This window comes from Bradyrhizobium arachidis, assembly GCF_015291705.1.
Classification (GTDB): Bacteria; Pseudomonadota; Alphaproteobacteria; order Rhizobiales; family Xanthobacteraceae; genus Bradyrhizobium; species Bradyrhizobium arachidis.
This window is the reverse complement of record NZ_CP030050.1, coordinates 7,941,830-7,968,794: the sequence shown is the minus strand read 5'-3', so window position 1 is coordinate 7,968,794 and position 26,965 is coordinate 7,941,830. Positions and strand designations below refer to the sequence as shown.

General features: G+C 65.0%; 36 protein-coding genes. 16 read left to right on the top strand and 20 right to left on the bottom strand.

Features of this window, described 5'->3' with window-relative positions:
* Positions 1–899: 899 nt before the first annotated feature.
* Both WN72_RS37600 and WN72_RS37595 read right to left on the bottom strand, forming a co-directional pair.
* The gene (locus WN72_RS37600; protein WP_027560729.1) at positions 900–1,742 is read right to left on the bottom strand and encodes an AAA family ATPase; all 843 of its coding nucleotides are present in this window, start codon (positions 1,740–1,742) and stop codon (positions 900–902) included.
* 105 nt (positions 1,743–1,847) lie between these two features.
* Positions 1,848–2,129 (bottom strand): GlsB/YeaQ/YmgE family stress response membrane protein, encoded by a 282-nt coding sequence (locus WN72_RS37595; protein WP_092212786.1) that lies wholly within the window; start codon positions 2,127–2,129, stop codon positions 1,848–1,850.
* An 86-nt stretch (positions 2,130–2,215) separates the two neighbouring features.
* On the opposite strand from WN72_RS37595, the gene WN72_RS37590 reads away from it, so the two are divergent.
* The 3 genes from WN72_RS37590 to sseA all read left to right on the top strand — a co-directional run bounded on the left by WN72_RS37590 (position 2,216) and on the right by sseA (position 4,919).
* Positions 2,216–3,391, top strand: a complete 1,176-nt coding sequence (locus WN72_RS37590; RefSeq protein WP_027560727.1) for a vWA domain-containing protein — start codon at positions 2,216–2,218, stop codon at positions 3,389–3,391.
* Between the two features lie 128 nt (positions 3,392–3,519).
* Positions 3,520–3,933, top strand: coding sequence for a rhodanese-like domain-containing protein (locus tag WN72_RS37585; protein WP_092212784.1), 414 nt, complete (start codon positions 3,520–3,522; stop codon positions 3,931–3,933).
* Positions 3,934–4,067: 134 nt separating this feature from the next.
* A complete protein-coding gene (gene sseA / locus WN72_RS37580) occupies positions 4,068–4,919 on the top strand; it encodes a 3-mercaptopyruvate sulfurtransferase (protein WP_092212782.1) in 852 nt (283 codons plus the stop codon).
* 175 nt (positions 4,920–5,094) lie between these two features.
* Here sseA and WN72_RS37575 read toward each other — a convergent pair whose 3' ends face one another.
* On the bottom strand, positions 5,095–5,865 hold the full coding sequence (locus tag WN72_RS37575) for a hypothetical protein (protein WP_092212780.1): 771 nt from the start codon (positions 5,863–5,865) through the stop codon (positions 5,095–5,097).
* 367 nt (positions 5,866–6,232) lie between these two features.
* On the opposite strand from WN72_RS37575, the gene WN72_RS37570 reads away from it, so the two are divergent.
* Positions 6,233–7,426 (top strand): L,D-transpeptidase family protein, encoded by a 1,194-nt coding sequence (locus WN72_RS37570; protein ID WP_167380621.1) that lies wholly within the window; start codon positions 6,233–6,235, stop codon positions 7,424–7,426.
* Between the two features lie 58 nt (positions 7,427–7,484).
* Here WN72_RS37570 and WN72_RS37565 read toward each other — a convergent pair whose 3' ends face one another.
* Both WN72_RS37565 and WN72_RS37560 read right to left on the bottom strand, forming a co-directional pair.
* The gene (locus tag WN72_RS37565; protein WP_092213083.1) at positions 7,485–8,447 is read right to left on the bottom strand and encodes a D-2-hydroxyacid dehydrogenase family protein; all 963 of its coding nucleotides are present in this window, start codon (positions 8,445–8,447) and stop codon (positions 7,485–7,487) included.
* A gap of 132 nt (positions 8,448–8,579) precedes the next feature.
* Positions 8,580–8,795: a hypothetical protein gene (locus WN72_RS37560; protein ID WP_092212776.1), complete on the bottom strand. Its 216-nt coding sequence runs from the start codon at positions 8,793–8,795 to the stop codon at positions 8,580–8,582.
* A 235-nt stretch (positions 8,796–9,030) separates the two neighbouring features.
* Here WN72_RS37560 and ettA point away from each other — a divergent pair, with 235 nt between their 5' ends.
* Both ettA and WN72_RS37550 read left to right on the top strand, forming a co-directional pair.
* A complete protein-coding gene (gene ettA / locus WN72_RS37555; RefSeq protein WP_092212774.1) occupies positions 9,031–10,680 on the top strand; it encodes an energy-dependent translational throttle protein EttA in 1,650 nt (549 codons plus the stop codon).
* 7 nt (positions 10,681–10,687) lie between these two features.
* A complete protein-coding gene (locus WN72_RS37550; protein WP_092212772.1) occupies positions 10,688–11,914 on the top strand; it encodes a lytic murein transglycosylase in 1,227 nt (408 codons plus the stop codon).
* 81 nt (positions 11,915–11,995) lie between these two features.
* Here the strand turns inward: WN72_RS37550 and WN72_RS37545 are convergent, their stop codons facing one another.
* Both WN72_RS37545 and WN72_RS37540 read right to left on the bottom strand, forming a co-directional pair.
* Positions 11,996–12,280, bottom strand: coding sequence for a hypothetical protein (locus WN72_RS37545; RefSeq protein WP_027560718.1), 285 nt, complete (start codon positions 12,278–12,280; stop codon positions 11,996–11,998).
* A 222-nt stretch (positions 12,281–12,502) separates the two neighbouring features.
* Positions 12,503–12,826, bottom strand: coding sequence for a hypothetical protein (locus tag WN72_RS37540; RefSeq protein ID WP_027560717.1), 324 nt, complete (start codon positions 12,824–12,826; stop codon positions 12,503–12,505).
* A 139-nt stretch (positions 12,827–12,965) separates the two neighbouring features.
* Here WN72_RS37540 and WN72_RS37535 point away from each other — a divergent pair, with 139 nt between their 5' ends.
* The 3 genes from WN72_RS37535 (at position 12,966) to bfr (ending at position 14,319) form a co-directional block, all read left to right on the top strand.
* Entirely contained in the window at positions 12,966–13,274 is a 309-nt protein-coding gene (locus WN72_RS37535; RefSeq protein ID WP_092213081.1) for a hypothetical protein, read from the top strand.
* A 150-nt stretch (positions 13,275–13,424) separates the two neighbouring features.
* The gene (locus WN72_RS37530) at positions 13,425–13,697 is read left to right on the top strand and encodes a (2Fe-2S)-binding protein (RefSeq protein ID WP_027560715.1); all 273 of its coding nucleotides are present in this window, start codon (positions 13,425–13,427) and stop codon (positions 13,695–13,697) included.
* Between the two features lie 133 nt (positions 13,698–13,830).
* Positions 13,831–14,319 (top strand): bacterioferritin, encoded by a 489-nt coding sequence (gene bfr, locus WN72_RS37525; protein ID WP_011089420.1) that lies wholly within the window; start codon positions 13,831–13,833, stop codon positions 14,317–14,319.
* Positions 14,320–14,496: 177 nt separating this feature from the next.
* On the opposite strand, the gene WN72_RS37520 is transcribed toward bfr, so the two are convergent.
* The 4 genes from WN72_RS37520 to WN72_RS37505 form a co-directional block, all read right to left on the bottom strand.
* Complete coding sequence (locus tag WN72_RS37520; protein WP_027560714.1) at positions 14,497–15,099, bottom strand: pyridoxamine 5'-phosphate oxidase family protein; 603 nt, start codon at positions 15,097–15,099, stop codon at positions 14,497–14,499.
* Positions 15,100–15,175: 76 nt separating this feature from the next.
* Complete coding sequence (locus WN72_RS37515; RefSeq protein ID WP_027560713.1) at positions 15,176–15,520, bottom strand: hypothetical protein; 345 nt, start codon at positions 15,518–15,520, stop codon at positions 15,176–15,178.
* 127 nt (positions 15,521–15,647) lie between these two features.
* The gene (locus WN72_RS37510) at positions 15,648–15,989 is read right to left on the bottom strand and encodes an MmcQ/YjbR family DNA-binding protein (RefSeq protein WP_092212770.1); all 342 of its coding nucleotides are present in this window, start codon (positions 15,987–15,989) and stop codon (positions 15,648–15,650) included.
* Between the two features lie 18 nt (positions 15,990–16,007).
* Positions 16,008–17,069, bottom strand: a complete 1,062-nt coding sequence (locus WN72_RS37505; protein ID WP_092213079.1) for an alpha/beta fold hydrolase — start codon at positions 17,067–17,069, stop codon at positions 16,008–16,010.
* Positions 17,070–17,194: 125 nt separating this feature from the next.
* On the opposite strand from WN72_RS37505, the gene WN72_RS37500 reads away from it, so the two are divergent.
* Positions 17,195–17,461: a DUF2277 domain-containing protein gene (locus WN72_RS37500; protein ID WP_027560710.1), complete on the top strand. Its 267-nt coding sequence runs from the start codon at positions 17,195–17,197 to the stop codon at positions 17,459–17,461.
* Between the two features lie 84 nt (positions 17,462–17,545).
* A complete protein-coding gene (locus WN72_RS37495) occupies positions 17,546–17,761 on the top strand; it encodes a hypothetical protein (RefSeq protein WP_027560709.1) in 216 nt (71 codons plus the stop codon).
* A gap of 15 nt (positions 17,762–17,776) precedes the next feature.
* On the opposite strand, the gene WN72_RS37490 is transcribed toward WN72_RS37495, so the two are convergent.
* Entirely contained in the window at positions 17,777–18,280 is a 504-nt protein-coding gene (locus WN72_RS37490) for a collagen-like protein (protein WP_092212768.1), read from the bottom strand.
* A 158-nt stretch (positions 18,281–18,438) separates the two neighbouring features.
* On the opposite strand from WN72_RS37490, the gene WN72_RS37485 reads away from it, so the two are divergent.
* A complete protein-coding gene (locus WN72_RS37485; RefSeq protein WP_027560707.1) occupies positions 18,439–18,684 on the top strand; it encodes a hypothetical protein in 246 nt (81 codons plus the stop codon).
* Here WN72_RS37485 and WN72_RS37480 read toward each other — a convergent pair.
* A complete protein-coding gene (locus WN72_RS37480) occupies positions 18,681–18,926 on the bottom strand; it encodes a helix-turn-helix domain-containing protein (protein ID WP_027560706.1) in 246 nt (81 codons plus the stop codon). The genes WN72_RS37485 and WN72_RS37480 overlap by 4 nt on opposite strands.
* Before the next feature lie 330 nt (positions 18,927–19,256).
* The gene (locus WN72_RS37475; protein WP_092212766.1) at positions 19,257–20,024 is read right to left on the bottom strand and encodes an SDR family NAD(P)-dependent oxidoreductase; all 768 of its coding nucleotides are present in this window, start codon (positions 20,022–20,024) and stop codon (positions 19,257–19,259) included.
* 111 nt (positions 20,025–20,135) lie between these two features.
* On the opposite strand from WN72_RS37475, the gene WN72_RS37470 reads away from it, so the two are divergent.
* Complete coding sequence (locus WN72_RS37470) at positions 20,136–20,621, top strand: molecular chaperone DnaJ (RefSeq protein WP_092212764.1); 486 nt, start codon at positions 20,136–20,138, stop codon at positions 20,619–20,621.
* A 132-nt stretch (positions 20,622–20,753) separates the two neighbouring features.
* Here WN72_RS37470 and WN72_RS37465 read toward each other — a convergent pair whose 3' ends face one another.
* From WN72_RS37465 to WN72_RS37450, 4 genes are all read right to left on the bottom strand, one after another.
* A complete protein-coding gene (locus tag WN72_RS37465; protein ID WP_092212762.1) occupies positions 20,754–21,389 on the bottom strand; it encodes a hypothetical protein in 636 nt (211 codons plus the stop codon).
* Between the two features lie 94 nt (positions 21,390–21,483).
* Positions 21,484–21,735 (bottom strand): hypothetical protein, encoded by a 252-nt coding sequence (locus tag WN72_RS37460; protein WP_092212760.1) that lies wholly within the window; start codon positions 21,733–21,735, stop codon positions 21,484–21,486.
* Between the two features lie 239 nt (positions 21,736–21,974).
* Positions 21,975–22,235, bottom strand: a complete 261-nt coding sequence (locus tag WN72_RS37455) for a hypothetical protein (RefSeq protein WP_027560701.1) — start codon at positions 22,233–22,235, stop codon at positions 21,975–21,977.
* A gap of 156 nt (positions 22,236–22,391) precedes the next feature.
* Positions 22,392–22,775 (bottom strand): RidA family protein, encoded by a 384-nt coding sequence (locus WN72_RS37450; RefSeq protein ID WP_027560700.1) that lies wholly within the window; start codon positions 22,773–22,775, stop codon positions 22,392–22,394.
* Between the two features lie 425 nt (positions 22,776–23,200).
* Here WN72_RS37450 and WN72_RS37445 point away from each other — a divergent pair, with 425 nt between their 5' ends.
* Complete coding sequence (locus WN72_RS37445; protein ID WP_092212758.1) at positions 23,201–23,635, top strand: hypothetical protein; 435 nt, start codon at positions 23,201–23,203, stop codon at positions 23,633–23,635.
* Between the two features lie 127 nt (positions 23,636–23,762).
* Here WN72_RS37445 and WN72_RS37440 read toward each other — a convergent pair whose 3' ends face one another.
* Positions 23,763–24,455, bottom strand: coding sequence for a glutathione S-transferase family protein (locus tag WN72_RS37440; protein WP_167380620.1), 693 nt, complete (start codon positions 24,453–24,455; stop codon positions 23,763–23,765).
* A gap of 245 nt (positions 24,456–24,700) precedes the next feature.
* The gene (locus WN72_RS37435; protein WP_092212754.1) at positions 24,701–25,351 is read right to left on the bottom strand and encodes a glutathione S-transferase family protein; all 651 of its coding nucleotides are present in this window, start codon (positions 25,349–25,351) and stop codon (positions 24,701–24,703) included.
* Between the two features lie 272 nt (positions 25,352–25,623).
* Between WN72_RS37435 and WN72_RS37430 the strand changes: the two genes are divergently transcribed.
* Entirely contained in the window at positions 25,624–26,061 is a 438-nt protein-coding gene (locus WN72_RS37430; RefSeq protein ID WP_027560696.1) for a VOC family protein, read from the top strand.
* A 135-nt stretch (positions 26,062–26,196) separates the two neighbouring features.
* Positions 26,197–26,925 (top strand): SDR family oxidoreductase, encoded by a 729-nt coding sequence (locus WN72_RS37425; RefSeq protein ID WP_027560695.1) that lies wholly within the window; start codon positions 26,197–26,199, stop codon positions 26,923–26,925.
* Positions 26,926–26,965: the final 40 nt, after the last annotated feature.

The window sequence follows — 26,965 nt, the reverse complement described above, 5'->3', positions numbered from 1 at the left end:
GGGCTACGAGATTGCCGTCGGGCAAAACACCCCGCAACCCGTCAACCCTCTCCTACAAAAATATTCCACTTTACCGAAATTCGGAATTGCGGCATAAGTCGAAACAGCCCGGCCCGACGGAGAGGGGCGGTTCGCGAGTCGTTCGAAACGCGTCCGGGTTGCGGTGGACGCGGCAGTGCCGTGTGCGAGATGTCTAGGGCAGGGCGGATTGCTCTCCGTGAGCCCGAGGCTTCGTGCGGACGAGCAGCGCTGAACGCGTACGGCAAAACCGTGTGGTCCTGGCCGTCGTTGCTACGGTCAAGCTCTTGCGGATGCGGCGTTTGCGTCAACCGACGCGGTGCCGGCGACTTTCGCGAGAGTGAGGGAGGCCAGAAGGAACTCGGCTCCCGGGAGAGCACGGCATAAGCCGTCCGACCACTGCGCAGGGAAGGCCGTGTGTTGGGCTTCACCTGTATGCTGCTGTGCGGTTTTTCTGCGCTACATTCGCGCAGCAGACCGCGGGTGCCAGCCGGCACCCGGCCTTCCCTGCGCCCTCTCTTTGCTATGAGGGTGAGGAATGAAGCAAAGCTCGGGCGAAATGAGCCGCGAGGATGCGAAGGTGTGTCTGCGGTTCAAGTTGCAAACTGTAAGAGCGAGGCAGATGCCTCATGCTCCGTCATTACGAGCGCAGCGAAGCCATCCAGACTGTCACCGCGGAGGGATTCTGAATTGCTTCGCTACGCTCGCAATGACGAGATCGGGGAGGCTGCTTGCGACACGCTCGATATCGTAGGGTGGGCAAAGCGAAGCGTGCCCACGACCTTGCGTATCGTTACCGAATGGTGGGCACGGCGCTTTGCGCCTTTGCCCAACCTACGACACCGTGCGACGCGTTGCAGCGCGTCCGGGACACGAGAGGCTTACACTTCCCGTCGGCTCAAGAACGCCAGCCGCTCGAACAAATGCACGTCCTGCTCGTTCTTCAGCAGCGCGCCGTGCAGTGGCGGGATCAGCTTGCGCGGGTCGCGTTCGCGAAGCTGCTCGACGCTCATGTCCTCGTTGAGCAGCAGCTTGAGCCAGTCCAGAAGCTCGGACGTGGAGGGCTTCTTCTTCAGGCCGGGCACCTCGCGCACCTCGAAGAAGATGCGCAGGGCTTCCTCGACCAGGCGCTTCTTGATGCCGGGGAAGTGGACGTCGACGATGCGGGCCATCGTGTCGGCGTCGGGGAACTTGATGTAGTGGAAGAAGCAGCGGCGCAGGAAGGCGTCGGGCAGCTCCTTCTCGTTGTTGGAGGTGATCATCATGATCGGGCGCTGCTTGGCCTTGATCGTCTCGCCGGTCTCGTAGACATGGAATTCCATGCGGTCGAGCTCGAGCAGCAGGTCGTTCGGGAATTCGATGTCGGCCTTGTCGATCTCGTCGATCAGGAGCACCGGGCGCTGCTCGGCGGTGAACGCCTCCCACAGCTTGCCGCGCTTGATGTAGTTCTTGATGTCGGAGACGCGGGCATCGCCGAGCTGGCTGTCGCGCAGGCGCGACACCGCGTCGTATTCGTAGAGGCCCTGCTGCGCCTTGGTGGTGGACTTGATGTGCCAGGTCAGCAGCGGCGCGTTCAGCGCCTTCGCCACTTCCTCCGCCAGCACCGTCTTGCCGGTGCCGGGCTCGCCCTTGATGAGGAGCGGGCGCTCCAGCACGATCGAGGCATTGACGGCGACCTTGAGATCGTCGGTCGCAACATAGTCCTTGGTGCCAGTAAACTTCATTGCGCGTCCTTGTTGGTCGTCGGCCGGGACATTGCCAATTTCCTGGTCCCGGTCGCGACATGGGAACGGCCGCGCATGGCGGCCGTTCCTGGTTCGGTCAGGCTTTCAGACCCGTCTTATCAGCGAAAGGATCACCAGCACAATCACCGCGCCGATGGTGGCGTCCACGATGGCGCCGATCGTACCGGTGGCGAGCGCGATATGCAGCTGGGGCAGGACCCAGCTCGCAACTAGCGCGCCGATGATGCCGACCACGACGTTGCCGATGAGGCCAAATCCCGCCCCGTGGACAATCTTGCCGGCGAGCCAGCCGGCGATCGCGCCAATGATGAGCGCTGCGAGAATCCCATTGCAAACGTCCCCAAAACAACCCCTTGAGGACCCCAATTCTAGAGCAAAAAGCCTATCGGTCCAGCGCGCAGCGGAGGTCTCCGCCCCTTGACGTCAGCCACCCGACGGGCAATCTGTCACCCATGTTCCTGCAATTCTTCACTTCTCTGCGCGATGCGCAGGTCCCCGTGACGCTGCGCGAATACCTCACGCTGATGGAGGCGCTCGACGCTGACCTCGCGGACTACACGGTCGAGAACTTCTACTATTTGTCGCGCGCCTCCCTGGTGAAGGACGAGCGCAACCTCGACAAGTTCGACCGCGTCTTCGGCACGGTGTTCAAGGGGCTGGAAAGCCTGCTCGACGCCATGGAGAAGGCGGAGATCCCCGAGGAGTGGCTGAAGAAGCTCGCCGAAAAATACCTCACCGAGGAAGAGAAGAAGCAGATCGAGGCCATGGGCTGGGACAAGCTCATGGAGACCTTGAAGAAGCGCCTCGAGGAGCAGAAGGGGCGCCACCAGGGCGGCTCGAAGTGGATCGGCACCGCCGGCACCTCGCCGTTCGGTGCCCACGGCTACAATCCCGAAGGCGTGCGCATCGGCCAGGAGAAGAACCGCAACAACCGCGCCGTCAAGGTGTGGGACAAGCGCGAGTTCAAGGACCTCGACGGCAATGTCGAGCTCGGCATCCGCAACATCAAGGTGGCGCTGCGGCGCCTGCGCAAATTCGCGCGCACCGGCGCGCCCGACGAGCTCGATCTCGACACCACCATTCGCGAGACCGCCAATCATGGCTATCTCGACGTGCACATGCGCCCCGAGCGGCGAAATGCGGTGAAGCTGCTGGTGTTCTTCGACATCGGCGGCTCGATGGACGCGCATATCGAGCAGGTCGAGGAGCTGTTCTCGGCGGCGAAGAGCGAGTTCAAGCACATGGAGTATTTCTACTTCCACAACTGCCTCTATGAAGGCGTGTGGAAGCAGAACAAGCGCCGCTTCACCGACCGCACGCCGACCTGGGACGTGCTGCACAAATATCCGCACGACTACAAGGTCGTGTTCGTCGGCGACGCCTCGATGTCGCCTTACGAGATCATGGTGCCGGGCGGCTCGGTCGAGCACGTCAACGAGGAGCCGGGCTCGGTCTGGCTCGACCGCATCATCCGCACCTATCCGCATACGGTGTGGCTGAACCCGGTGCAGCAGAAGCACTGGGACTATTCGGAATCGACCACCATCATCAAGCGCATCTTCGCCAACCGCATGTACCCGATCACGATCGAGGGGCTGGAGAATGCGATGAAGGAATTGACGCACTGATTGCTGTCATTCCGGGGCGCGCGTAGCGCGAACCCGGAATCGATCGAGCGGCAGAGTTGGTGGAGAAATGGATTCCGGGCTCGCGACTTCGTCGCGCCCCGGAATGACGAACGAGAAGGTAGAACCACATGCCCCAAAACATCACCCGCGGCATCAAGGCGCTGATCGACGAGGCCAATGCCGAGATCGAGACGCTGAACGCCAAGGACGCTATCGAGATCTCCAAGAACGGCGACGTCGTCATCGTCGACATCCGCGATCCCCGCGAGATCGAGCGCGACGGCCGCATCCCCGGTGCGTTCGCCTGCACCCGCGGCATGCTGGAATTCTGGATCGATCCGCAGAGCCCGTATGCCAAGCCGATCTTCCAGGAGGACAAGAAGTTCGTCTTCCATTGCGCCGGGGGTCTGCGCTCCGCGCTCGCTGCCAAGACCGCGCAGGACATGGGCCTCAAGCCCGTCGCCCACATCGCCGGCGGCTACGCCGCCTGGCGCGATGCCGGCGGCCCGACGGAAGCGTGGGAGCCGAAGAAGAAGGGGTGAGGGCTTCACTCTCTCATCCGTCATTCCGGGGCGCGCGAAGCGCGAGCCCGGAATCCATGCATCCACCAACTCAGCCGCACGATGGATTCCGGGCTCGCCCTCCGGGCGCCCCGGAATGCCACAAGGAAGCACCGATGGCCACCGATCCCCTCGTCTCCACCGAATGGCTCGCCGCCCACATGGGCGACGCCAACGTCAGGATTCTCGACGCCAGCTTCAAGCTGCCGGGCGTGCTGCCGCTGCCGAAGGACGACTATCTCGCCGCGCATCTGCCGGGCGCTGTGTTCTTCGACGTCGATGCTGTCTCTGATCATTCCAACCCGCTGCCGCACATGTATCCGAGCGCGGAGCAGTTCGGCCGCGACGTCGGCAATCTCGGCATCGGAAACAGCGACACCGTCGTGCTCTACGATGCCGGCGGCTGGGTCGCAGCGCCCCGCGCCTGGTGGATGTTCCTGGCGTTCGGCCACAGCAACGTGCGCATCCTCAATGGCGGGCTGAAGAAGTGGTGCGCTGAAGGGCGTCCGGTCGAGAGCGGCGAGGTGACGCCGAAGCCGGCGAAGTTCAAGGCGAGCTACGATCCGAAGCGCGTGCGCAGCATGCAGCAGCTGGTCGCCAACGTCGAACGCCGCGCCGAGCAGGTGATCGACGCGCGCGCCGCCGATCGCTTCGAGGGCCGCGCGCCCGAGCCGCGGGCGGGCATCCGCTCCGGCCACATCCCCGGCGCCCGCAACGTGCCTTACAATCAGCTGTTCGACGCCGCGACCGGCACGATGAAGCCGCTCGAGGATCTCCGCGCCGCCTTCGCCAGCGCGGGCGTCAAGCTCGATGCGCCGATCGTGACGAGCTGCGGCTCCGGCGTCTCCGCCGGCGTGCTGACGCTCGCGCTCTATCGGCTCGGCGTCACAGACACCGCGCTCTATGACGGCTCGTGGTCGGAATGGGGCCAGGAAAACGGCCCGCCGATCGCGACCGGGCCGGCGTGAGATCGCCGCCAAAATGACCATGCGCTCCCTCGCCCCGCGCTTGCGGGGAGAGGGTTGGGGTGAGGGGCCTCTCTCCCCGCGTGAGGTCGTCGAGGGGGCCTGTACCCCCTCACCCGGAATCCGCGCGACGCGCGCATTCCGACCTCTCCCTGCAAGCGGGGAGAGGTGGAGCACATCACCGCGTGCGCGTGGTCGTCGTTGCGAAGGTCTGCTGACCGAACGGATCGAACTGTTGCCGCAACTGCTGAGGCGGCGGGCGGCGCACCTCGCGGTGCCGCTTCTTCGCCTTGGGCTTGGTCGCCTTGCTCTCCGGCTTGCTGGTGTCGGACTTCGCCTTGGCGGGCGCGGCCTTCGCGGCCGCCGGATCGTTCAGCGCCGCCAGCCTGGTCGTCGCAACGTCAAGTGCCGCGGCGGCCATCGCTCGGCTGGGATCAACGGCTGCATCAACCGGTGCGGGCGCGCTGGCGGTCGCGACAATTGCGGGCGTGGCCTCGGGGATCGTGGCCGTGGTGTCGGCGGGGGTGAGGGTGTCGGCTGGCGCTGCGGCTTCTGCCGTCGTCTCGATCTTGGTTTCGATCGTCGCCTCCACCTTGGCCGGTTCGGCCGGCGCGGCGTCGGCCGGCGGCGCGACGACCTGTGGCTGCGCGTCGGTCTCGCTCGTCAGCGCGGCCATCTGCTCGGGCAGTCCGATGGTCGGCACCTGGTCACGCAGCGACGGCGTCGGCTCGGCCGCCGCCTCCGGCTCGGCCCGCAAGACTGCGAGCACCGGCTGGGTGGGCTCGGAGGCTTGCGCGAACACCTTCTCCTGCGGACCGTTCCGCCAGGAGGGGTTGCTGACATATTGCTCATGGGTCGCCCGCAGCAGCGCGGCGGCGCCTAGGCCGAACACCAGGATGGAGGTTGACAGCAGGATCGCGGCAAGCAGGAAGCGAAAGCCGGGAAGCATCGGACGGGTTGCGAATTTCCGCCCCGACGGCGGTGCCGGGGCCCATGAGCCATCTGAACGCGGTGACGGTACTGATTGCCGCGTTCGCCACGCGGGGATCGGAGCTCAAAGCAATGGCGAATCAGGCTGATTCGACCATATCGCAACGCCTCCGCGCCGTTCCCTAAAATTCGGGGCGGAAGACTCCGGCAATTTACGGCGCGATGCGATTTCCCGCCCGTGATGCAACGGGGCAACGGTGCTCTTGCGGATCACAAATCGGCAAATCCGGCGCAGATAACCCTGATATGTCTTGAATGTGCCGCGATCTTCGGTCATCTGGCCGTTAACGGCTCGGACGGGGCCCGGGGGCTATACAAGAGCGATGATGATCAAACACTTTCTGACGATATGCGCTGCCGCAACAGTCGCTGCGGCGGGAACCTCGCTCGCGCAGGCTCAGAGCTATCCGGTCCAGCAGGCGCCGAGCTATGGCGCCCCGGCCCAATATCGGCCCGGCGACCGTACCCCGAATTTCGACGCGCTGGACGAAGACGACGACGCGGTGCCGCAGGCCTCGCTGCCGCCGCCCGGCCCCGGCGGTCCGATCATGTCGCCAGACGATCCGCGCTATGGCCGCCCGGCTGGCGCGCCGCCGGTCTACTCCGCCGCGCCGCAGGGGCCGGTGATGTCGCCGGATGATCCGCGTTATGGGCGCCCGGCCGGCGCCCCGGTGTACTCGGCAGCGCCGCCGCAGGGCCCGGTAATGTCGCCCGACGATCCCCGCTACGGCCGCCCCGCCGGCCCGCCGCCGGTGATCTATGCCGACCGTCCGGGCCAGGCGCCCGCCAATGACGGCCTGCGTCCGCCGGAGGCCGTTGGTGGCCCCGCCGCGACGGGAACGGTTCAGGCTGGCCAGCCGCCGGTCGGCGCCGATGGCCGGCCGATGACGGTCGCTTCGCTGCCGCCGGAGGAGCAGCCCGATGCTGCGCCGGCCCAACTGGCGCCGAATCTGCGCCGCCAGGAGGTCGCGTTCCAGACCAAGGAGCCGGCCGGCACACTCGTGGTCGATACGCCCAACACCTATCTCTATTACGTGCTCGGCGGCGGCCGCGCGATCCGCTACGGCGTCCGCGTCGGCCGCGACGGCTTCACCTGGACCGGCGTGCAGAAGATCACCCGCAAGGCGGAGTGGCCGGATTGGCATCCGCCGACGGAAATGATCGAGCGTCAGCCCTATCTGCCGCGCTTCATGGCCGGTGGCCCCGGCAATCCGCTCGGCGCCCGCGCGATGTATCTCGGCTCGACCGTCTACCGCATCCACGGCACCAACCAGCCCTCGACGATCGGCAAGTTCGTGTCGTCGGGATGTATCGGCATGCTGAACGAGGACGTCTCGGACCTGTTCGACCGTGTCAAGGTCGGCACTCGCGTGGTGGTGATGCCGGGTGGTCCGGCGCCGGGAACGGCGACTGCGTCCGCTGCGCCTGCGCCCGCTCCTGTGTCTGCCCAGGCGGGCCCGGTCCCCGGCACGCAGCCGACGGTGGTGCCGCCGCTGCCCGCGCCGGTCACCGTGCGCTAAGCGCTTCGAAACAGCTCAAGTCGCGAAAGGGCGTGCCAAACGGCACGCCCTTTTCGTTTCAGGCCAGCTTGCGCGGCAGCTCGCCGCGCTCGGTGAAGGCGTCGATCGCCTCGACCATCTGACCGTAATGAATGCGCAGGCCATCCTCGGTCGCGTAGCCCAGATGCGGCGTCAGCACGAGATTGTCGAGCTTGCGGAAGGGATGGTCGACCGGCAGCGGCTCGACCGAGAAGACGTCGATGCCGGCGCCCGCGATCTTCTTCTGCTGCAAGGCCTCGAGCAGCGCCGCCTCATCGACAATGGGTCCGCGCGCGGTGTTGACCAGGAAGGCCGTCGGCTTCATCCGCGCGAGGTCGGCACGGCCGACGAGGCCGCGCGAGCGCTCGCTCAGCACCACATGGATGGTGACGATGTCGGCCTTGGCGAACAGCTCCTCCTTGGTGGCGTAGCCGACGCCGGCCGCCGCGCATTTCTCCGGCGTCAGGTTCGGGCTCCACGCGATCACGTTCATGCCGAACGCCTTCGCAATCCCCGCCATCTTGCTGCCGAGCTTGCCGAGCCCGACGACGCCGAGCGTCATCCCCTCGATCTCGACGCCGGCAAAGGTCTGCCAGGGCTCACCCGCATGCATCCGCGCATTCTCGCGGCCGATGCCGCGGGTCAGCTCCAGGATCAGGCCCATGGTGAGCGGCGCGGTCGGATCGCGTGAATATTGCGTACCGCCGATGATGACACCACGCGCCTTCGCGGCCTCCATGTCGATCGAAGCATTGCGCATGCCCGAGGTGAGCAGCAGCTTCAGCTTCGGCAAGCTGTCGAACAGGCTCTTGGGGAACGCAGTGCGCTCGCGCATCGCGCAGATGATCTCGAAGTCCGCGAGCGCGCTGGCCGCGGCCTGCTCCGAGGCAAAGGGATGGCTGAACACGGTGACGTCGACGCGATCCGACAATCTCTGCCAGTCGGCGACGTCGAGGGCGAGGTTGAAATAGTCGTCGAGAATTGCGCAGCGCAGCCGGCTCATCAGCTTCATCCATGGCGAGAGGGGACGGCGCTGGGCGATGGGCGCCATCGTCGGAACCGGGCCATGGTTGCGCGCAATCAGCCTCGCGCGCAAGCAGCTTGCGTCTTCAAAAATGCGATAGGAGGGAGGCGCTTAGAGGTCGCGGGGCTTCAGCCGGATCGGCGCATCGATGCCATGCTTGGCGCGCCAGGCGGGGCCGGGGCCGCGCATATAGTGCAGCTCGGGCCGGTAGGGGTTGAAGGCGGTGGCGAGGAAGCGCTTCCAGAAGCCCTTGATCTCCGACACGACGCCGGAGACGTGCCCGACTTCTGTCGGAACAGGAAGAGAATGGGTCTCGATCAGGGCCATGACGCTGTCTCGCTGTTCTCCCCGCTCATTCTGAGCGGGTGGCGCTGTTTCCGCGCGAAACCGAGCTTTGGCCTGCTTTATTAAAAAATGGTTTCAATTGTCCGGATCTGGGTCCGGATGGTGTCCGGACCGTATTCATCCGTGGTGAACGGAGGGAAAACGTTGCCCTTTGGGGGCGGGATCGTTACATCGCTGGCTAAGCAAATCTCCTCAAATTGAAGGTTTCACGGGACCGATGGCGCGCCAGTTCATCTATTTCATGCAGGGCCTGACCAAGAGCTACCCGACCCGGAAGGTGCTCGATAACATCCATCTGAGCTTCTACCCGGACGCCAAGATCGGCGTGCTCGGCGTCAACGGCTCGGGCAAGTCGACGCTGCTCAAGATCATGGCCGGCCTCGACAAGGAATATACCGGCGAGGCCTGGGTCGCCGAGGGCGCCCGTGTCGGCTATCTCGAGCAGGAACCGCACCTCGATCCGGCGCTATCGGTGCGCGAGAACGTCATGCAGGGCGTCGCCAAGCAGAAGGCGATCCTCGACCGCTACAACGAGCTCGCAGTCAACTACTCGGACGAGACCGCCGACGAGATGACCAAGCTGCAGGACGAGATCGAGGCCCAGGGCCTCTGGGATCTCGACAGCAAGGTCGACCAGGCCATGGACGCGCTCCGCTGCCCGTCCGACGATGCCGACGTCACGAAACTCTCCGGCGGTGAACGTCGCCGCGTTGCGCTGTGCCGTCTTTTGCTCGACCAGCCCGAGCTTTTGCTGCTCGACGAGCCGACCAACCATCTCGACGCTGAATCCGTGTCGTGGCTCGAAGGTCACCTCCGCAACTATCCCGGCGCGATCCTGATCGTCACCCACGACCGCTATTTCCTCGACAACGTCACCGGGTGGATCCTCGAGCTCGATCGCGGCCGCGGCATTCCCTACGAGGGCAACTACTCGTCCTGGCTGGTGCAGAAGCAGAAGCGCCTCGAGCAGGAAGGCCGCGAGGAGGCTGCGCATCAGAAGACGCTGGCCCGCGAGCAGGAGTGGGTCGCGTCCTCGCCGAAGGCACGCCAGGCCAAGTCGAAGGCGCGCTATCAGCGCTATGAGGAGCTGCTCAAGCAGGCGAGCGAGAAGCAGACCCAGACCGCGCAGATCATCATCCCGGTCGCCGAGCGGCTCGGCGCCAACGTGGTCGACTTCGAAACGCTCAGCAAAGGTTATGGCGATCGCCTGCTGATCGACGATCTCACCTTCAAGCTGCCGCCCGGCGGCATCGTCGGGGTGATCGGCGCCAACGGCGCCGGCAAGACCACGCTGTTCAAGATGATCACCAAGCAGGAAACGCCGGACAAGGGCACCATCACGGTCGGCGAGACCGTGCATCTGGGCTATGTCGACCAGTCGCGCGATGCGCTCGACGGCAAGAAGACGGTGTGGGAGGAAATCTCCGGCGGCAACGAGCTGATCCTGCTCGGCAAGAAGGAAGTGAACTCGCGCGGCTATTGCTCGTCGTTCAACTTCAAGGGCGCCGACCAGCAGAAGAAGGTCGGCGCGCTCTCCGGCGGTGAACGCAACCGCGTCCATCTCGCCAAGATGCTGAAGTCCGGCGCCAACGTCCTGCTGCTCGACGAGCCGACCAACGATCTCGACGTCGACACGCTGCGTGCGCTCGAAGAGGCGCTGGAGGATTTCGCCGGCTGCGCCGTCATCATCAGCCACGATCGCTGGTTCCTCGACCGTATCGCGACCCACATCCTGGCCTTCGAAGGCGACAGCCATGTCGAATGGTTCGAAGGCAACTTCCAGGACTACGAGAAGGACAAGATGCGCCGGCTCGGCCAGGACAGCATCATTCCGCATCGCGTGAAGTACAAGAAGCTGACGCGGTGATGGCGGCATGATGCGGAGGGCGCTCATCGCTGCGGTGATCGCGGTCACCTGCACCTGGTCGCCCGCCCGTGCCGCCGACGCGGTCTTCACGCAGTTCATCACTTCGCTCTGGCCGGAGGCGCAGGCCGCCGGCGTGTCGCGCGCGACGTTCGATGAGCAGACGCGCGGGCTCGAGCCTGACTACAAGCTGCCCGATCTGATCCTGCCGGGCCGGCCCGCGACCGGCGCGCCGTCGCAGGCCGAGTTCGTGCAGGTGCCTGCCGACTACGTCAAGGAAGCTTCGATTGCGCGGCTTGCGGGCGAGGGGCAGCGGCTGCTGCAGAAATATCGTCCGCAGCTGACCGAGATCGAGAAGAAGTCCGGCGTGCCATCTACCGTCATGCTTGCGATCTGGGGACGCGAGACCGACTACGGCCGCTACACCCTGCCTTACGATCTCGTCCGCGTGCTGGCGACGCAGGCCTATGTCGGTCGCCGCAAAGACACCTATCGCAACGAGTTCATCCTCTCGCTGAAGATCCTGGGCGAGGGCGTGGTGACGCGCAAGGACATGCGCTCGTCCTGGGCCGGCGCCACCGGGCTGACGCAGTTCCTGCCATCCGAATATTACAACCACGGCGTCGATTTCGATGGCGACGGCCGCATCGACATCTGGCATTCGGTGCCGGATGCGCTGGCCTCGGCCGCGCAGCAGCTCGTCAACAAGGGCTGGCAGAGCGGCGTGCGCTGGGCCTATGAGGTGCAGGCGCCCGCGAAAGTCGATTGCACCGTCGGCGTGCCCGAGGTGACGAAGCCGATCAGCCAATGGCTGCGCGAGGGCTTCGTGCCGGTGCGTGGGCAAAAGTTGAGCGCCGCCGAGCAGGCGCAGCCGGCCTCGCTGTTGCAGCCGGAGGGCATTTACGGTCCGTCGTTCCTGACCACGAAGAACTACTTCGTCATCAAGGAATACAATTTCTCCGACCTCTACGTGCTGTTCGTCGGCCATCTCAGCGACCGCATGACGAGCCCGCAACCGTTCGCAACGCCATGGGCCGCGTCAAAGCAGCTGCGGACCAAGGACGTCGAGACGATGCAGCGCGGGCTCACACGCGTCGGGCTCTACAAGGACAAGATCGACGGCAAAGCCGGCATGCAGACGCGCGCCGCGCTCGGCGCCTACCAGAAGTCAGCGGGCCTGAAGGTCGATTGCTGGCCGAGCGAAGAGGTGCTGCGCTCGATCCAGGCGGCGCGATAGCGCGGCGGCCAAAAGAAAAAGCCCGGCCGATGGTCTCGGCCGGGCTTCGATCGCGGCGCTCATCAGCGCCTTGCGATCAGATCAGTAGCAAACGCGAACCGGGCGGACGACCCAGCCGTAGCCGTCCCAATAGCGCTGGCGCTGCCAGTAGCAGGGCGGGGGCGGCGGGCCGGGCTCGGCGACGTAGACCGGACCACCATAGGCCGGACGGCTCGACGCGATGGCGCCGCCGACGATCGCGCCGCCGATCAGGCCGGCTGCGATGCCGGCGCCGACGCCGTCACCGGCTTTGGCGGGCGGAGTGGCGGTCACCAGCGAACCGGCAACCGTCGCAACCGTGAGGGCGGCAACTAAAGTCTTCTTCATGCTCTTGGCTCTCCTGGGAGATGGGTTCCTCTTGTTAGAGGCGCCCGGGTTTCAAAGGTTCACGCACACTCTGATGGAATTGGTCTTGCAGCTAGGAAGCGCGCAAATGGTCAATCCACGGTAAACGCACACGGAGCTGTGACGAGAAAAAGCGGTCTTTTTCGGGCCCCGAGATGAACGCCGTGTCCGTTGTGAATCGGCCCACACGCAGCTCAAGTCGCCTTAGCCGCAGACTCGGACGCGGCGGACGCGCCAGGCGTAGCCGTCCCAGAAGCGCTGCTTCTGCCAGACGCAGCCGCCGCCGTAATAGTCGTCGGCGACATAGCCCGGACCCGGCGCGTAGTAGCGGGGCGGGTAATAGCCCGGTTCATAATAGCCGGGGCCTGGTCCGTAATAATACGGAGACGCCAGCGCGCCCCCCACAATGGCGCCGCCGATGATCCCCGCCGCCACGCCCGCGGCAACGCCGCGCTGCGCATGGGCGGGTGTTCCGGCCGTCAAGGCCAGGGTGGCGACGGCAGCGACTGCCAGGAGCGACTTCTTCATAGGCTTGGCCTTTCAACTCTGGGAACTCTTTGGGACCTAAGTTCCATACTCCATTTGAACGGTCGATGAACGGCACCTTTGCGGGGTGCGACCAATTAATATGGGTCGCAGGTCCTCCAAGGAGGCGACCAGGGAGGCGATGATGGGTAATGCGATGATCAATGCCTTGATTGCTGCCGGGGTCATCTTCGCGATCGGCTATGGCTGGATCAGCCATCTGCAGAACCGGGGCCGGCGTTCGCGCGCAGCGGCCGGCACGGATGGCGGAAGTGGCGGCGGCGACACCTATTCGGGATCGAGCGACGGCTTCTCGCTGGGGAACTGGTTTTCCAGCGACAGCTCGTCAGGCTCGAGCGACAGCGGCAGCTGTTCGAGCAGCGATGGCGGCAGCAGTGGCGGGGATTGCGGAGGCGGCGGCGATGGTGGTGGAGGCGGTGGCGGCGACTGATCTTGATCCACCGCAATACCGTATTTTAGAGCCGTTCTAGGCTGTTTCCGGCCTAGTTTGGAATAGCTTCAAATACCGGTTTTTCCCTTTGCATCCGGACGGCCCGTTAAATATCGATGATGACGCATCACCGAAGGGCCTACCGCTTCCATGATCGTTTGTTCCTGTAACGTGCTGAGCGATGACGACATCCGCGCCGCCGTCGCCGAGTCCGACGATGCCGTGCGTCATGCCAAGCAGGTCTATGGATGCCTCGGTTGCAGTGCCGAATGCGGCCGCTGCGCGCGCACGATCAAGACCATCATCGATGAAGCCCTCGGCCCCTGCGCCAAGTCCTGCTGCTCCGGCTGCCCGCACAGCCACACGGTGGCCGCCAATGACGAGACGGCCGAGCCCGCCGAGTTCGCCCTCGCTGCCTGCTGAAAACTTCCGCAATCCCGGCTGAGCTTTTCCCCGGCTGCGTCCCCGTAGCCGGTTGCCCTCATCCTTAAACTGACTTAGAAGCATTCTAAATTCGGTTTAGGGCCGATTTGGACTGCAAGAGCTGGAGTGAACCATGCAGGGCGACGCAAAAGTCATCGACTATCTCAACAAGGCGCTGCGTCACGAGCTAACTGCGATCAACCAGTACTGGCTGCACTACCGCTTCCTCGACAATTGGGGCCTCCTCGACATGGCCAAGGTCTGGCGCAAGGAGTCCATCGAGGAGATGGAGCACGCCGACAAGCTCACCGCGCGCATCCTGTTCTTCGACGGCTTCCCGAACATGCAGGTGCTCGATCCCCTGCGCATCGGCCAGAACGTCAAGGAGATCATCGAGTGCGATCTCGCCGCCGAGATGAGCGCCCGCGCGCTCTACCAGGAAGCGGCGACCTACTGCCACGGCGTCAAGGACTACGTCACGCGCGACCTGTTCGAGAAGCTGATGAGCGATGAGGAGCACCACATCGACTTCCTCGAGACTCAGCTCGACCTGATCGGCCGCATCGGCCTCGAGCTCTACACCCAGAAGCACGTCGGCGGACTCGAGGGCGAGGGGCATTAAGCTCCGGCGTCTACCACACACTCCGATGTCGTCCCTGCGAAAGCAGGGACCCATAACCACAGGGAGTAGTGTGGCGCGAGCAGGTCACCACGAGTCTTCGCCAAACCACTCCCTGTGGTTATGGGTCCCGGATCGCGCTTCGCTTGTCCGGGACGACACCGTGATTGCGGCGGCCGCCTACAACTGCGTCTTGTAGCGCGCTTCCACGATCTCCTGGCTCTCCGGTTCGCCGAGGCCGGTCTGGTCGTGAATGACCTCGCCGATGCTCGGCATCACCGAGCGCTGCACCTTCTCCGGCGACCACAGCTTTGAGCGCATCAGCGCCTTGCCGCAGTGGAAGTAGACTTCGCTGACCGCAACGTTCAGCACCGCGCGCGGCGGCTTGCCGAATTCCACCATGGATGCGAGCAGATCCGGATCGGCCGACAGCGTGCCGCGGCCGCCGACGCGCAGCGTCTCGTCGATTCCGGGCACGAAGAACAACAGGTGCACGAAACCCGAGCCTTCGACGACGTTGCGAAAGCTGTCGATCCGGTTGTTGCCGGAGCGATCGGGCATCAGCAATTGATTGGGCCCGGCGACGTGGACGAAGCCGACGCTGCCGCCGCGCGGCGAGGCATCGACGCTGCCGTCAGCGCCCGACGTTGCCAACACGCAGAACGGCGACATCTCGATGAACTTTTTCGCATGCGCATCGATCGCGGGACGCGCCTTCGCGATCACGCGCGGGCTCGGCTTGGCATAGATGGTGGCGAGGTCTTCGGCGCAAAGATCGGTCAACGGCGTGCCTCCACATCAGCTTGGCGTCAAACTAGCCGATCGCGCCGCCTCCGGCCAATGGAAATACCACGAGGCATTAGACCGCATCCGCCGGCACGAAGCAGCTGATGATGATAGCGCCGCGGTGATGGACGTACCACACCACGGCTTGTCCAACCGGATTGCCGCGATCGCGGATGACGGCGCGCTCGGGCACCTCCATCCAATGTCCTTCGATCGGCACCCAATAGGCGCCGCCGCGCACATCGTAGTCGGTGCGATGGCCATCCGAGATGTCGCAGCACGGCACGCCGTTCGGCGCAATCACGCTCTTGAACCAGGCGCGGATGTCGGGCGGGACGTGATCGTACTGACCGTTATCGAACGCAAAGGCGGTGCTCGTCGTCGCGGCCAGCCAAACGCACAGCGTGAGCCTGTGCATGCGATCCTCCGTCGCGTTTCGATTCGTATCGTTGATGCGATTAAGCCCGAGCTGTCAGCGCATTGCATGCTCAAATAATATGCGGCGCGAGAGGCGGCGCACATGATGCGTTGCGATATGATGTTCGCTATCGCGTCTCGAGCGATGCGAGCAGCGATTTCGGCGCAACATTGCGCCAGGCCATCTCGAGCGCGCTTCGCAGCGTCACCGGATCGATCTTCGCCAGTTTCACATTCGTGCTGCCGCTCTTGCCCCAGGCGCCGGGCACCGGACGAAACATCTCCGGCTCTGCGTCGACGAGCACGGCCTGCTGGTCCGGCGTGAGCTTCACCATACCCCATGTGTCATCGGGGTAGCCCAGGGTCGCGAACACGCGCTTGCCGGCACGAAAGTCGGCGTGGCCGTGATGTGCGCCCTCGATGACGCCGGGGAGCGCCAGTGCAGCCTTGCGAAAGCGAGCCTTCGACATGCTGTCCAGCTGCTCGTCTCACATCGTCCGCTGCGGCGCGGTTTGCAGCAATTGCTTGATCTGCTCGCTGTAGAATTTTGCGCTGCCCGTGGTGCCGTGGCCGCGCGTCTCCGTGCTCGCGGGAATGAGATACTGCTTTCCGTTCTTGACGCGCTTCATCGCAGCGTCCGTAATGCCGGTCTCGGGCGGGTTGCGCTCGTCGTCGGCGGAGTTGATCAGCAGCAGCGAGGCCTCGATCGCCTCCAGCTTCTCGCCGGCATTGTAGTCGTGCGAGGCTTCCCACTGGTAGACGAAGTCGTTGGCATCCGCCGTGATCGGCGTGGCCAGGCGGTCGTCGACGATCTTGTCGGCCTTGGCCGCGGTCGGCGCCTGTTGCTGATAGGCGAGCGTGCCGCCGATGCTGGCGATGCCGTAGGCGGTGATGGCGTATTTCATCATGCGCGGCTGACTGGTGTAGTTGCCGCCGTTGTAGTCGGGATCGTTGCGGATGGTGTCGAGCATGATCCGTCGCATCATCCAGTTGCGCGAGGCCATCTCGGTCGGCTGCGAGGCCATCGGGATCAGCGCATCCATCGTCTTGGGATATTTCTCGCCCCACAGCCAGGTGTGCATGCCGCCCATCGAATTGCCGATGACGAGCCGCAGATGCTTGACGCCGAGCCCTTCGGTCACGAGGCGATACTGCGCCTCGACCATGTCGTCGTAATCGTATTTCGGAAAGCCCGTCTTCATGCCGTCGGACGGCTTTGACGATTTGCCGTGGCCGATGCCGTCGGGAATGATGATGTAGTATTTGGCGGCGTCGAGCGGCTGGCCTGGGCCGAACAGTTCGCCGGCAAAAGCAGGCGTCAGCATGCTCGCCGCTGATCCGCCCGAGCCGTGCAGTACCAGCACTGGCTGGCCGCTGGGCTCACCGACCGTGGTGTAGTGCAGCTTCAGCTCCGGCATCGTCTCGCCGGTGTGGAACTTGAAATCCCTGGCGATCCAGTCGCCCTGCTTCGGCGCTGGATAATCGGCGGCCATGACCGACGTTGAAATCGACAGCAGGATAGCCGACAGCGCGGCCGAAGACGCCTTCATGTTTCTCTCCCCGTGGCGGCTCGTCATCGGCGGCCGCATTGCTGCGGAACTTAGCAGAACTGCGCTTGACGATGTAGGATTTCGTTTCCGCCGATCGTCCTTATGGAAACCCCGGGAGAGATTGTATGTGCCGCAACATCAAGACGCTGTTCAACTTCGAGCCACCGGCGACGGAGGACGAGATCCATGCCAGCGCGCTCCAGTTCGTGCGCAAATTGTCCGGCTTCAACAAGCCCTCGCAGGCCAATGAGGAGGTGTTCGAGCGCGCGGTGGCGGAGGTCTCGGAAGCCGCGCGAAAACTCCTGGCCTCGCTGCATACCCATGCGCCGGCGCGCGACCGCGAGATCGAGGCGGAGAGGGCGAAGGAGCGCTCGCGGCTGCGCTTCGGCTGAGCCGTTCCGTGATCTGGCTCACGGTCGGAGGCGCCTCAAGCTGCGACGATGTCTGCCGGGGTTTTGACAGCCCGGAGCACGATCATGAGCCGCCCCCTTCTTCCGCTGAAAGCAGGTGCCATCATCTTCACGCTGCTGTGGACCGCGTGGATGATGTGGTGGAGCGGCTCGTTCTCGAGCGCGAACGTCGTCATCCTCGCTTTGTGCGGCGCGGCGGTCGGCTATCTCTGGTACCGGGCCATGCGCTGGCAGTTCGAGCGCATGGGCATGCTGTCGCGACGTGAGGATCGGACGGACTAGATTCGCCCGCCGGTCTTAGTGGCCGTGCTTCTTCTTTTTCTTCTTTTTCTTGTGATCGTCGTCATCGTCGTCATCGTCCTCGCCGTGCGTCACGTCAGTCTCCTGCACGGCCGCTTCCAGCGCGGCGCGCTCGGCCGCCTCCTGCGCTTCCCGCTCGGCGGCTTCGCGCTCGCGCTGGCGGCGGCGCTCGTCCCAGGCGTCGAACAACTGATCCAGCCACGGCAGCACCTGCTCGATCGACGGCAGCTGGCCGGGCGGTCCGGCCTCGCCGCGCTCGCCCTGTGGCCCCGCCGGCCCTTGCGGTCCGACCGCACCGGCGTCGCCGGCCTTGCCTGGCAGGCCGGGCTTGCCCTGCGGTCCGGCCTTTCCGGCCAGGCCAGGCTTGCCCTGAGGCCCCGGCTTGCCGCGCGCGCCGTCCGGCCCCCGCTTGCCCGGGTGACCCTGCGGTCCCGGCCGTCCCGGCTCGCCCTGCCGGCCCTGAGGCCCCTGTCGTCCTTGCCGGCCCTGTTCGTCTGCCACGCCACTACTCCCCTCTGCGGAAGCAAGCTACTTAGCGGCGTTTGACGACAGCAGCAATTCCGCCCGCGCCTCGCAGCGGGCTTGATCAACATCAATCGGCGCCATGGGATGCCGTGCCATTGAATGGCACGCGGAGACAAGCTCGCGAGGAGCAGCCGATGCGCGCAGCCTGGAAGATATTCTGCCTGTCCACCGCGACCTTTGCGGCGGCGCTCGGCCTTGCCTATCTGCTGGTGCCCGACGTCGTGCCGATCGCCTTTGCCGAGGAGCCGCAATCGTCATGGGCCGTCATGACGGCCTTCGTGCTCCGCGCCATCGAGCTGATCGCGGCCGCGGTCTCCGTCATCGCGCTTGCGGTTCTCGGCGGCGGAATGATCCGCCTCGCATGGCCGCGCGCGCACTAATCGTGATACGCGGGCACCTCGATGCCGGACGCCGCATAGATCCTGATCTTGTTGCGCAACGTGCGCACCGACAGGCCGAGCACACGCGCCGCGCGCGTGCGATTGCCGTCGCAGCGCGCGAGCGTCTGAAGCACGAGCTCGCGCTCGACCTCGTCGACGGTCGCGCCGATCAGCAGCGGAACGATCTGGTTGGGAGCGAGGAATTGTGCGTCCTGCGGCGCCGCGACATGAACAGTGGTCATCAACACACCCCGATCAACGCCCGCTTCCTTCGCTGGAAGCGGATCGAGAACAAACGACCCCCAAGCCGTAGAACCACGGTGGGCGGGTTTGGTTAATGAAACGTTAACCAAACCCGATGGCACCAGATGACCTCAGGAATGCCGCGATGCGGCCGCGATTGGCACGAGATGCATAGTGATGCGGGACGATCTCGTGCGACATGTTCACTGTCATGCCCCGCGAAGGCGGGGCATCCAGTATTCCGAGACGCGTCCCACGAGGGGCCGCGGCGTACTGGATCGCCCGCCTGCGCGGGCGATGACACGAGCAAGTGGATGGAGCGTCGCGCCTCACACCGTGCGATACCCGCCGTCCACCATCACGATCGTGCCGGTGACGTAGGCCGACAGATCTGAGGCGAGGAAGATCGCGGGGCCGACGATGTCCTCGGGCTTGCCGGTGCGCGCGAGCGGGGTGTGATCGACGAAGGCCTGCACCAGCGCCGGCTTGGTCGCGCGTACATTGGCGTTGATGTTGGTTTCGATGAAGCCGGGCCCGATCGCGTTGACGCGCACGCCTTCCTTGCCGAGCTCGACTGCGAGCGCCTTGGTGAAGCCGAGCACGCCATGCTTCGAGGTGGTGTACGCCGCCGAGCTCGGCGTGCGCAGATGCACGAAGGACTGGATCGAGCCGATATTGACGATGCGGCCTTTGCTCGCGCGCAGGGGGCTAAGGAAGGCCTGCGTCATGTTGAAGACGCCGTTGAGGTTGAGCGAGATGATGTCGTTCCAGTCCTTCGCCACCGTCTCCGTCTCGGCGGTGAAGGCGTTGCGGCGGGTGATGCCGGCATTGTTGACGAGGATCGAGACCTGTCCGACCTTGTCGGCCACTTGCTTCGCCAGCGCAAAGCAGTCCTCGCGCCGGGTCACGTCGAGCGCAAAGCTCTCGGCCTTGCCGCCGGCCTTGCGGATCTCCTGGGCGGCTTCAGCGACCGTGTCGGAATTGACGTCGAGCAGAACCACCTGCGCGCCCTCGCGGGCGTAGCCGGCCGCGATCGCCCGGCCGATGCCGGAGCCGGCGCCCGTGACGACGGCGATGTGGTTTGCGAGCAATGCCATGACAATTTCCTCCCGATTTCTTTTCGAAGTTTCACGAAAGGCTAACTCGAAATTAAGGGGTCGGAAACGGCGGCCTTGGCATACTGATCTTCATTGCTAAACGTTGCGCGCATGATGGAACGGCTGGACTCCTGGAAACTCGCTCTCGAACGCCTGCGCTCGGCACAGTCGGCCGACTTCGCCGAGGCGGGCCGGCTCGTCGCCGAGATCGCGCGGATGAGCACCGAACCGATGCTGCGGCAGGCCGCCGAGCAGGCGCTTCCGGTGCTGCGCCAGGCCGTGGACAATGACGATCACAGCGTCACGCTGGCGGCCCAGCGCCGCCTCGCTGTGGTCCTCGATGTCGTCCATGACCTCGCCGCGCCGCGCTTCGGCCGCCGCAACGCCGCGCCGAAAAAACTCTCCAGCGAGGATCGTGCCCGCAAGATGCTCGGCCTGCCGCTCGCGGTGCAGCTCACCTGCGAGGACATCAACCAGGCCTATCGCCGCGCCGCCAAGGGCATGCATCCCGACCAGGGCGGCAGCACCGAGGCCTTCATCGACCTCGCCGCCGCGCGCGACATCCTGATCCATCCCGGCGCGCACAAGGACGCGTGAGCGCTCCAAGCGAGATCTCCTGGGGTGGGCAAAGGCGCATCGCGCCGTGCCCACGTCTTTCGTGATGGTGGATGGAAGTGGTGGGCACGCTTGCGCTTTGCCCACCCTACGGCAGTCGAGCGTGCGGCCGCCTCAGCTCTTGTTCACGCAGCTCGGATAGGGCGGGGCTTCCCCCGCCACGATCGGGCAGAGCGCGATCGGGCCGAGATCGCTCAGGCGCGTCTGCCAGCGTTCGTCCCTGACCGGCGGCTCGTCGGTCTCGGGGCCGCGCTCGGCCCACTGGATGGTGTAGTAGTCGCGCGTGCCTTTCAGCGTGATCAGCAGCGCGGTCTCGCTGTGGCGGGTCGGGCCGCTGTCGATGCGGCCGCAGCCGATCACCGCAGCGAAAGCCTCGAAGCCGCCGAATGTCATGGCGCCGAGCGGCTGCACCGCAAAGCTGTCGGGGCAGGCGGATTTGAAGCCGCCGGCGATCGTGGCGGCGAATGCTTCGGGCGAGTGACCCGGCGTCAGCGTCATGCCCTTCTCGCCTGTCACTGTGATCATCTGCGTCCAGCGCTCGGGCGTCTCGCCCTTGAGCACGGCTTCGCGGATGTAGTGGCCGCCCTTGGTGTTCTCGAACACCACGTTGAATTGCGAGGGCATCGCGAAGCTGACGAGCTGGCTGAAGATCGGCGAGATCACCCGGAAGGCCTGCGGCGCCTGCGCTTGCGCGGCCGCCGCGAGCAGGAGCGAAGCTGTGAGAACCGTTGCTGTCGTCGTCGGGCGCATCGTTCTGCTCCGAAGGCCGAAGGATAGAAACGCGAGCGGGCAAGGATGCTAGCATCGCATCCTTGCCCGGCCCTTGTCGTCCGCCGATCGGATCTTACCAGCTGCAGTGACCGGCCTTCAGCGCATGGTCCTTCAGCATCAGCGCGTCGACGAAGGTCGGCACGGTCTGGCTGGCGCGGTGATAGCCGGCCGGCCACGGCGTGGTCGGGATGCTCTCGTCCCAGATCTGGCAGAAGCCGGTGTCCTGCCAGCGGATCAGGTGATAGCTGGCTTCGGCAGGGCTCGCGGCGGCGAAGGCCGTGATGGCAAGACCCGCGGCAGCGCACAGCATGGAAATACGACGCATGATAGCTCCTCAAATGAAAGATGTGATGCGCCTCCCGACAATGACGGGAGGAGGTGGCGCGGGACGCTTTCAGGCAGGCGCCCCGGACAAGATGTGAGTAGTTCCATCCGCAAAGCAGGTTCAAAGCGCGGCCGCGGGAAACGCCTGATTTCGCCTGAAAAAGCGAGGGCGCCGGCAAAGCAAAAGGGCGGACCGCTCGTAGCGATCCGCCCTTCCGAACGCGATTCGTCGCGTGAGGCTTACAGCGTGCAGCGGCGCTCGGCGCGCAGCTTGATCTGGAGATTGGAGGCATCAGTGAAGGTGGGGAGCGGCTTGCTGACGACCTTATAGGTCGACACCCCAATCTGGAACGGCTTGTACTTCAGGTCCTCGTTCCAGACCTGGCAGATGCCGGTGTTGTCCCAGCGGATCACGTAATAGCCGACCGCCGCCGACGCCGGCACGGCGAACACGGAACTGGCGATGCCGGCAACGGCACAGAGGGCGAGAACGCGACGCATGAAGTATCTCCTTGTGGGGAAGGGTGAGCGGAAAATTCGTGCGGTAAAGGCAGGTCCTTTGCAAGCCGGGGAGAGCGGCCGTTCACGGACATGTCAGACGCAGCGGCGCACTTGGTCTGGCCGCGTGTCCCGCAAGTCACACGTGTCTGGCGCGGCTCACTTCGCCAGCGAGGCCACCGCCTCGATCTCGATCAGCATCTTCGGATCTGGCAGGGCGTGCACCACGCAGGTGGTGCGCGCCGGGTAGGGCGGCGGGCCGAAGCTGCCTGCATAGAGCGCATTCATCGCGGCGACATCGGAAGCGCGGGTCAGCAGCACGTTGACCTTGACGAGATCGCGGACCGTCGCGCCGGCCTCGTCGAGCACGCGGCGAATGTTGACGACGACGTTGGCGAACTGCGCATCGAAGCCGTCAGGCAGCGCGCCATGGGCATCGAAGCCGGGAATGCCGGACACGAACAGGAGGTCGCCGACACGCGTCGCAAACGACAGCGGCGGCGCCTTGACGTGCGGCGGGGGCGCGAAATGCTGGATCGGCATGGGTCACCTCGGGGTGGCGTCGGCGCTTGAGCGTAGCCAGATGCGGGGGAGTTGCAATCGGCATTGCGAGAGGGGGCCTGAACAAAAATTCGAAAACAACCCCATGCACAGTAGAAACGACGAGATCTGTCAGCTGATTCGGAAAGACAGAAGTTCGGCTTGACGCGTCGGGCAAAACACTGGCAGAATGGCATGATCGCGGCGGCGTCTTGACCGGGGCATCCAGTACGCCGCGGCTTCTCGGTTCAATCACCAACGTCTCCGGAATACTGGATCGCCCGGTCAAGCCGGGCGATGACAGTTGGGGTGTTGCTGGACCTCGCAACCCGCGCCCACCCCGATCATGTTGCCGCCGCGATCGATCGGATAGATTCGTCGCGTCTGATTCGCTTTCCCCCTTGAAAAATAGCCCCCGGAGATTCTCCATGAAGATCGCATCCACCTTCCGCGCCGCGCTGGTCGCCATTGCCGCGCTTGCCGGCCTCTCGACCGCTGCACGGGCCGACGGCGGCACCGTGGTGCTGACGATCTACAAGGCGGGCTGGATCATCGGCGGCTCGGGCGGCTCGGGCGTCCTCAACTTCCGCGGCCGCGCCTATCCGCTCTCCACCGGCGGGCTCGATTACGGCCTCGTCTTCGGCGGCTCCAAGACCGTGCTGCGCGGCCGCGTCTCCAACATCAACCGTCCCTCCGACGTCGCCGGCGTCTATGGCGCTGCCGGTGCCGGCCTCGCCGTCGGCCGCGGCGCCCGCGCCATCGTGCTCACCAACCAGAAGGGCGCGGTGCTGGAGCTGACCGGCACGCAAGTCGGCCTGATGGCGAATGCGGATCTGAGCGGGCTTGCGATCACGATGCGGTAGAAGACGGTGCCGTCTGACTCGGTGCCGTAGGGTGGGCAAAGGCGCGCAAGCGCCGTGCCCACCATTCGCCCGTGATGGATACAGGTCGTGGGCACGCTTCGCTTTGCCCACCCTACGAGACCGCCGATTAGGCCGACACCATCGCATGCACCCGCTCGCAATGCGCGACGAGGTTCTTGTGCGCGTCGACGAACGCCTTCAGCGGCGTCGGGATCGGAAAATAGTAGATGTTCGCGACAAAGCCGTAGATGCCGGCATCGACACTGGTCGGGGCCGCGCCGTGCACGAAACCCGTGGCCGGCACGATCTCGGCCAGCACCTGCAGATCGGCGAGACCCCGCGCGTAAGCCTGCTCGGGCGTATAGCGGCCGATGCCCTGGAAATGATAGCGCTGCGCGTTGTAGGCCTTGGCCTTCTCGAACCCTTCCGCATTGATCTGCGGATGCTGCGCGATGAAGCCGTCGCGGAACGCCGGATAGAAGCGCTCGTCCTTCCAGCGCGAATACGACATCACCCAGTAGAGATCATCGAGCATGCGCGTGACGAGGTGGTTGGTGCGGCGCTGCTCCGCCGACAGCGCGGCATCGATGGTCAGGCGATATTTCGCGATCGCATGCGCGATGATGGTCTCGCTGTCGCCGATGGTCTCGCCGTCGTCGACGATATAAGGCAGCTGTCCGCGCGGCGCCGCGGAGGCATCGAAGATGTGCTCGTGCACGAACGGCACGCCCGCGAGCTTGAGGAAGGCGTAGACCTTGAGGCCGTAGCCGTTGTTGTCGGCGACGCCGAACAGTTCCGGGTAGGAGTAAAGGGTCAGCATGCGGCGGCTCCCCTGTGATGGCGGGGCCAGCATGCAGGGGCGCCGAGATGGATGCAATGGGGAGCGAAATTCTCCAAGCTCACGGTGTCGTCCCGGCGAACGCCGGGACCCATACCGCGTGATCTGTGTGTCGTGGGCGGCCGTAGTACCGAACGACGAATCTTCGCCAAATCTCTCCCTGTGGTTATGGGTCCCCGCTTTCGCGGGGACGACAGTGGAGGGTGGCGCCGCTCCGAACCTTGCTCCTACGAACGCGACGCCGCGGTAAACACCGCCAGCTGCGCATCGAACGCCCGCCTGAACGCCGGCCGCGCCTCGCCACGGGCGACATAGGCGGCGATGTCAGGATATTCCTCCAGCAGCCCCGATGTGTTCAGCCGACGCAGCACCGTCACCATCACGAGGTCGCCGGCGCTGAAAGCGCCGTCGAGCCAGTCGGCCCCGCCGAGGCGGAGGGACAATTCGCCGAGCCTGACACGGACGCGATCTTGCAGCATGGGCAGGCGCGCCTCGTACCAGCTCTTGTCGCGTTCGAACAGCATCGCCATGCCGAGCTCGACGATCGGCGGCTCCAGCGTGTTCAGCGCGGCGAACATCCATGCGATCGCGCGCGAGCGTGCATTCGGCTCGTCCGGCAGCAGCCCGGGATGATGTTCGGCGATGTGGAGCACGATCGCCCCGGACTCGAACAACGCGAGATCGCCGTCCTCATAGGTCGGAATCTGCCCGAACGGATGCCGCGCAAGGTGCGCCGGCTCCTTCATCTGCTTGAACGAAACCAGGCGGACGTCATAGGGCTGCCCGACTTCCTCCAGCGCCCAGCGGACGCGCATGTCGCGCGCCTGTCCCCGGCCGCGGTCGGGCGAGTTTTCGAAGGCGGTGATGGTGGGAGGCATCGGCGGTCTCCGGGGTGATCGTCAGGTCCAGAGGACGAACGAGCAGGGCGGCTTCCGACAGGCTATTCGGTTTTCCGCGTAGCATGGGTAGAGCGCAGCGAAACCGATCATTGAACCGCCCGATCTGCCGTTTTGGCTCGATTGATGGGTTTCGCTGCGCTCTACCCATCCTACGGACTGCGGCCGGTCGAAAAAATCTCGCATCTCAATGTCGGAACGCCGCTCCCGGCCGCGTCCTTGGGAAGCCCCCCTTGCCGAAAGGATCCCCGCCCATGACCTCCATCACGCCGTTCCTCTGGTTCGACAACAACGTCCCCGAGGCCGTCGCGTTCTACAAATCGGTGTTCCCCAACGCCAAGATCGAGACCGTCAGCGACTTCATGGCGGTGTTCGAGCTCGAAGGCCAGCGCTTCCACGCGCTCAACGGCGGGCCGCAACACCGCTTCAACGAGGCGGTGTCGTTCTTCATCAGCGTGGAGACGCAAGGCGAGGTGGATCATTTCTGGGAAGCGCTCACCGCCGACGGCGGTGAGGAGTCGCGATGCGGCTGGCTCAAGGACAAGTTCGGCCTGTCCTGGCAGGTGGTGCCATCAGCGCTCGGCCGCTACCTCGGCGACCCCGATCGCACCAGGGCGAACCGCGTCATGCAGGCCATGATGAAGATGCGGAAGATCGTGATCGCGGACCTGGACAAGGCGTATGCGGGGTGAGGGAGCCCCGGTGCCGTAGGGTGGGCAAAGGCGCGCCCCTCGCGCGCCGTGCCCACGTGCTGTCGACGCCGGCGATCCACATCGCCAATTCACCTGAGGTCGCTATACTGCCGACCTCAGCTGAATGGTGATCTCATGGCAAGAGTATTGGAAGGCAAGGTTGCGGCCGTGACCGGCGCTGCGTCGGGCATTGGTCTTGCGAGTGCCGAGGCGATGCTGGCCGCGGGCGCGCGCGTCGTGATGGTCGACCGCGACGAGGCCGCGCTGACGACGCTCAATCGCAAGCACGGCGATGCCGTGATCCCGCTGGTCGTCGACCTGCTTGATCCCAGGGACTGCGCCACGTTGCTGCCGCGCGTTCTGGAGAACGCGGGCCAGCTCGACATCCTGCATGCGAATGCGGGCAGCTATGTCGGGGGCGACCTCGTCGATGCCGACACCACGGCGATCGACCGGATGCTGAATCTGAATGTCAACGTCGTGATGAAGAACGTGCACGACGTGCTGCCGCACATGATTGCGCGCCGGACCGGCGACATCATCGTCACGAGCTCGCTGGCGGCGCATTTTCCGACGCCATGGGAGCCGGTCTATGCGTCGTCCAAATGGGCGATCAACTGCTTCGTCCAGACGGTGCGGCGCCAGGTGTTCAAGCACGGCATCCGCGTCGGCTCGATCTCGCCCGGCCCGGTCGTCACCTCGCTGCTCGCGGACTGGCCGCCCGAGAAGCTGAAGGATGCCAGGGACTCCGGCAGCCTGCTGGAGGCCAGCGAAGTCGCCGAAGTGGTGATGTTCATGCTGACACGGCCGCGCGGCATGACCATCCGCGACGTGGTGATGATGCCGACCAATTTCGATCTCTAGGCGCGCGTGCTCTCGTAGGGTGGGCAAAGGCGCGCTCTTC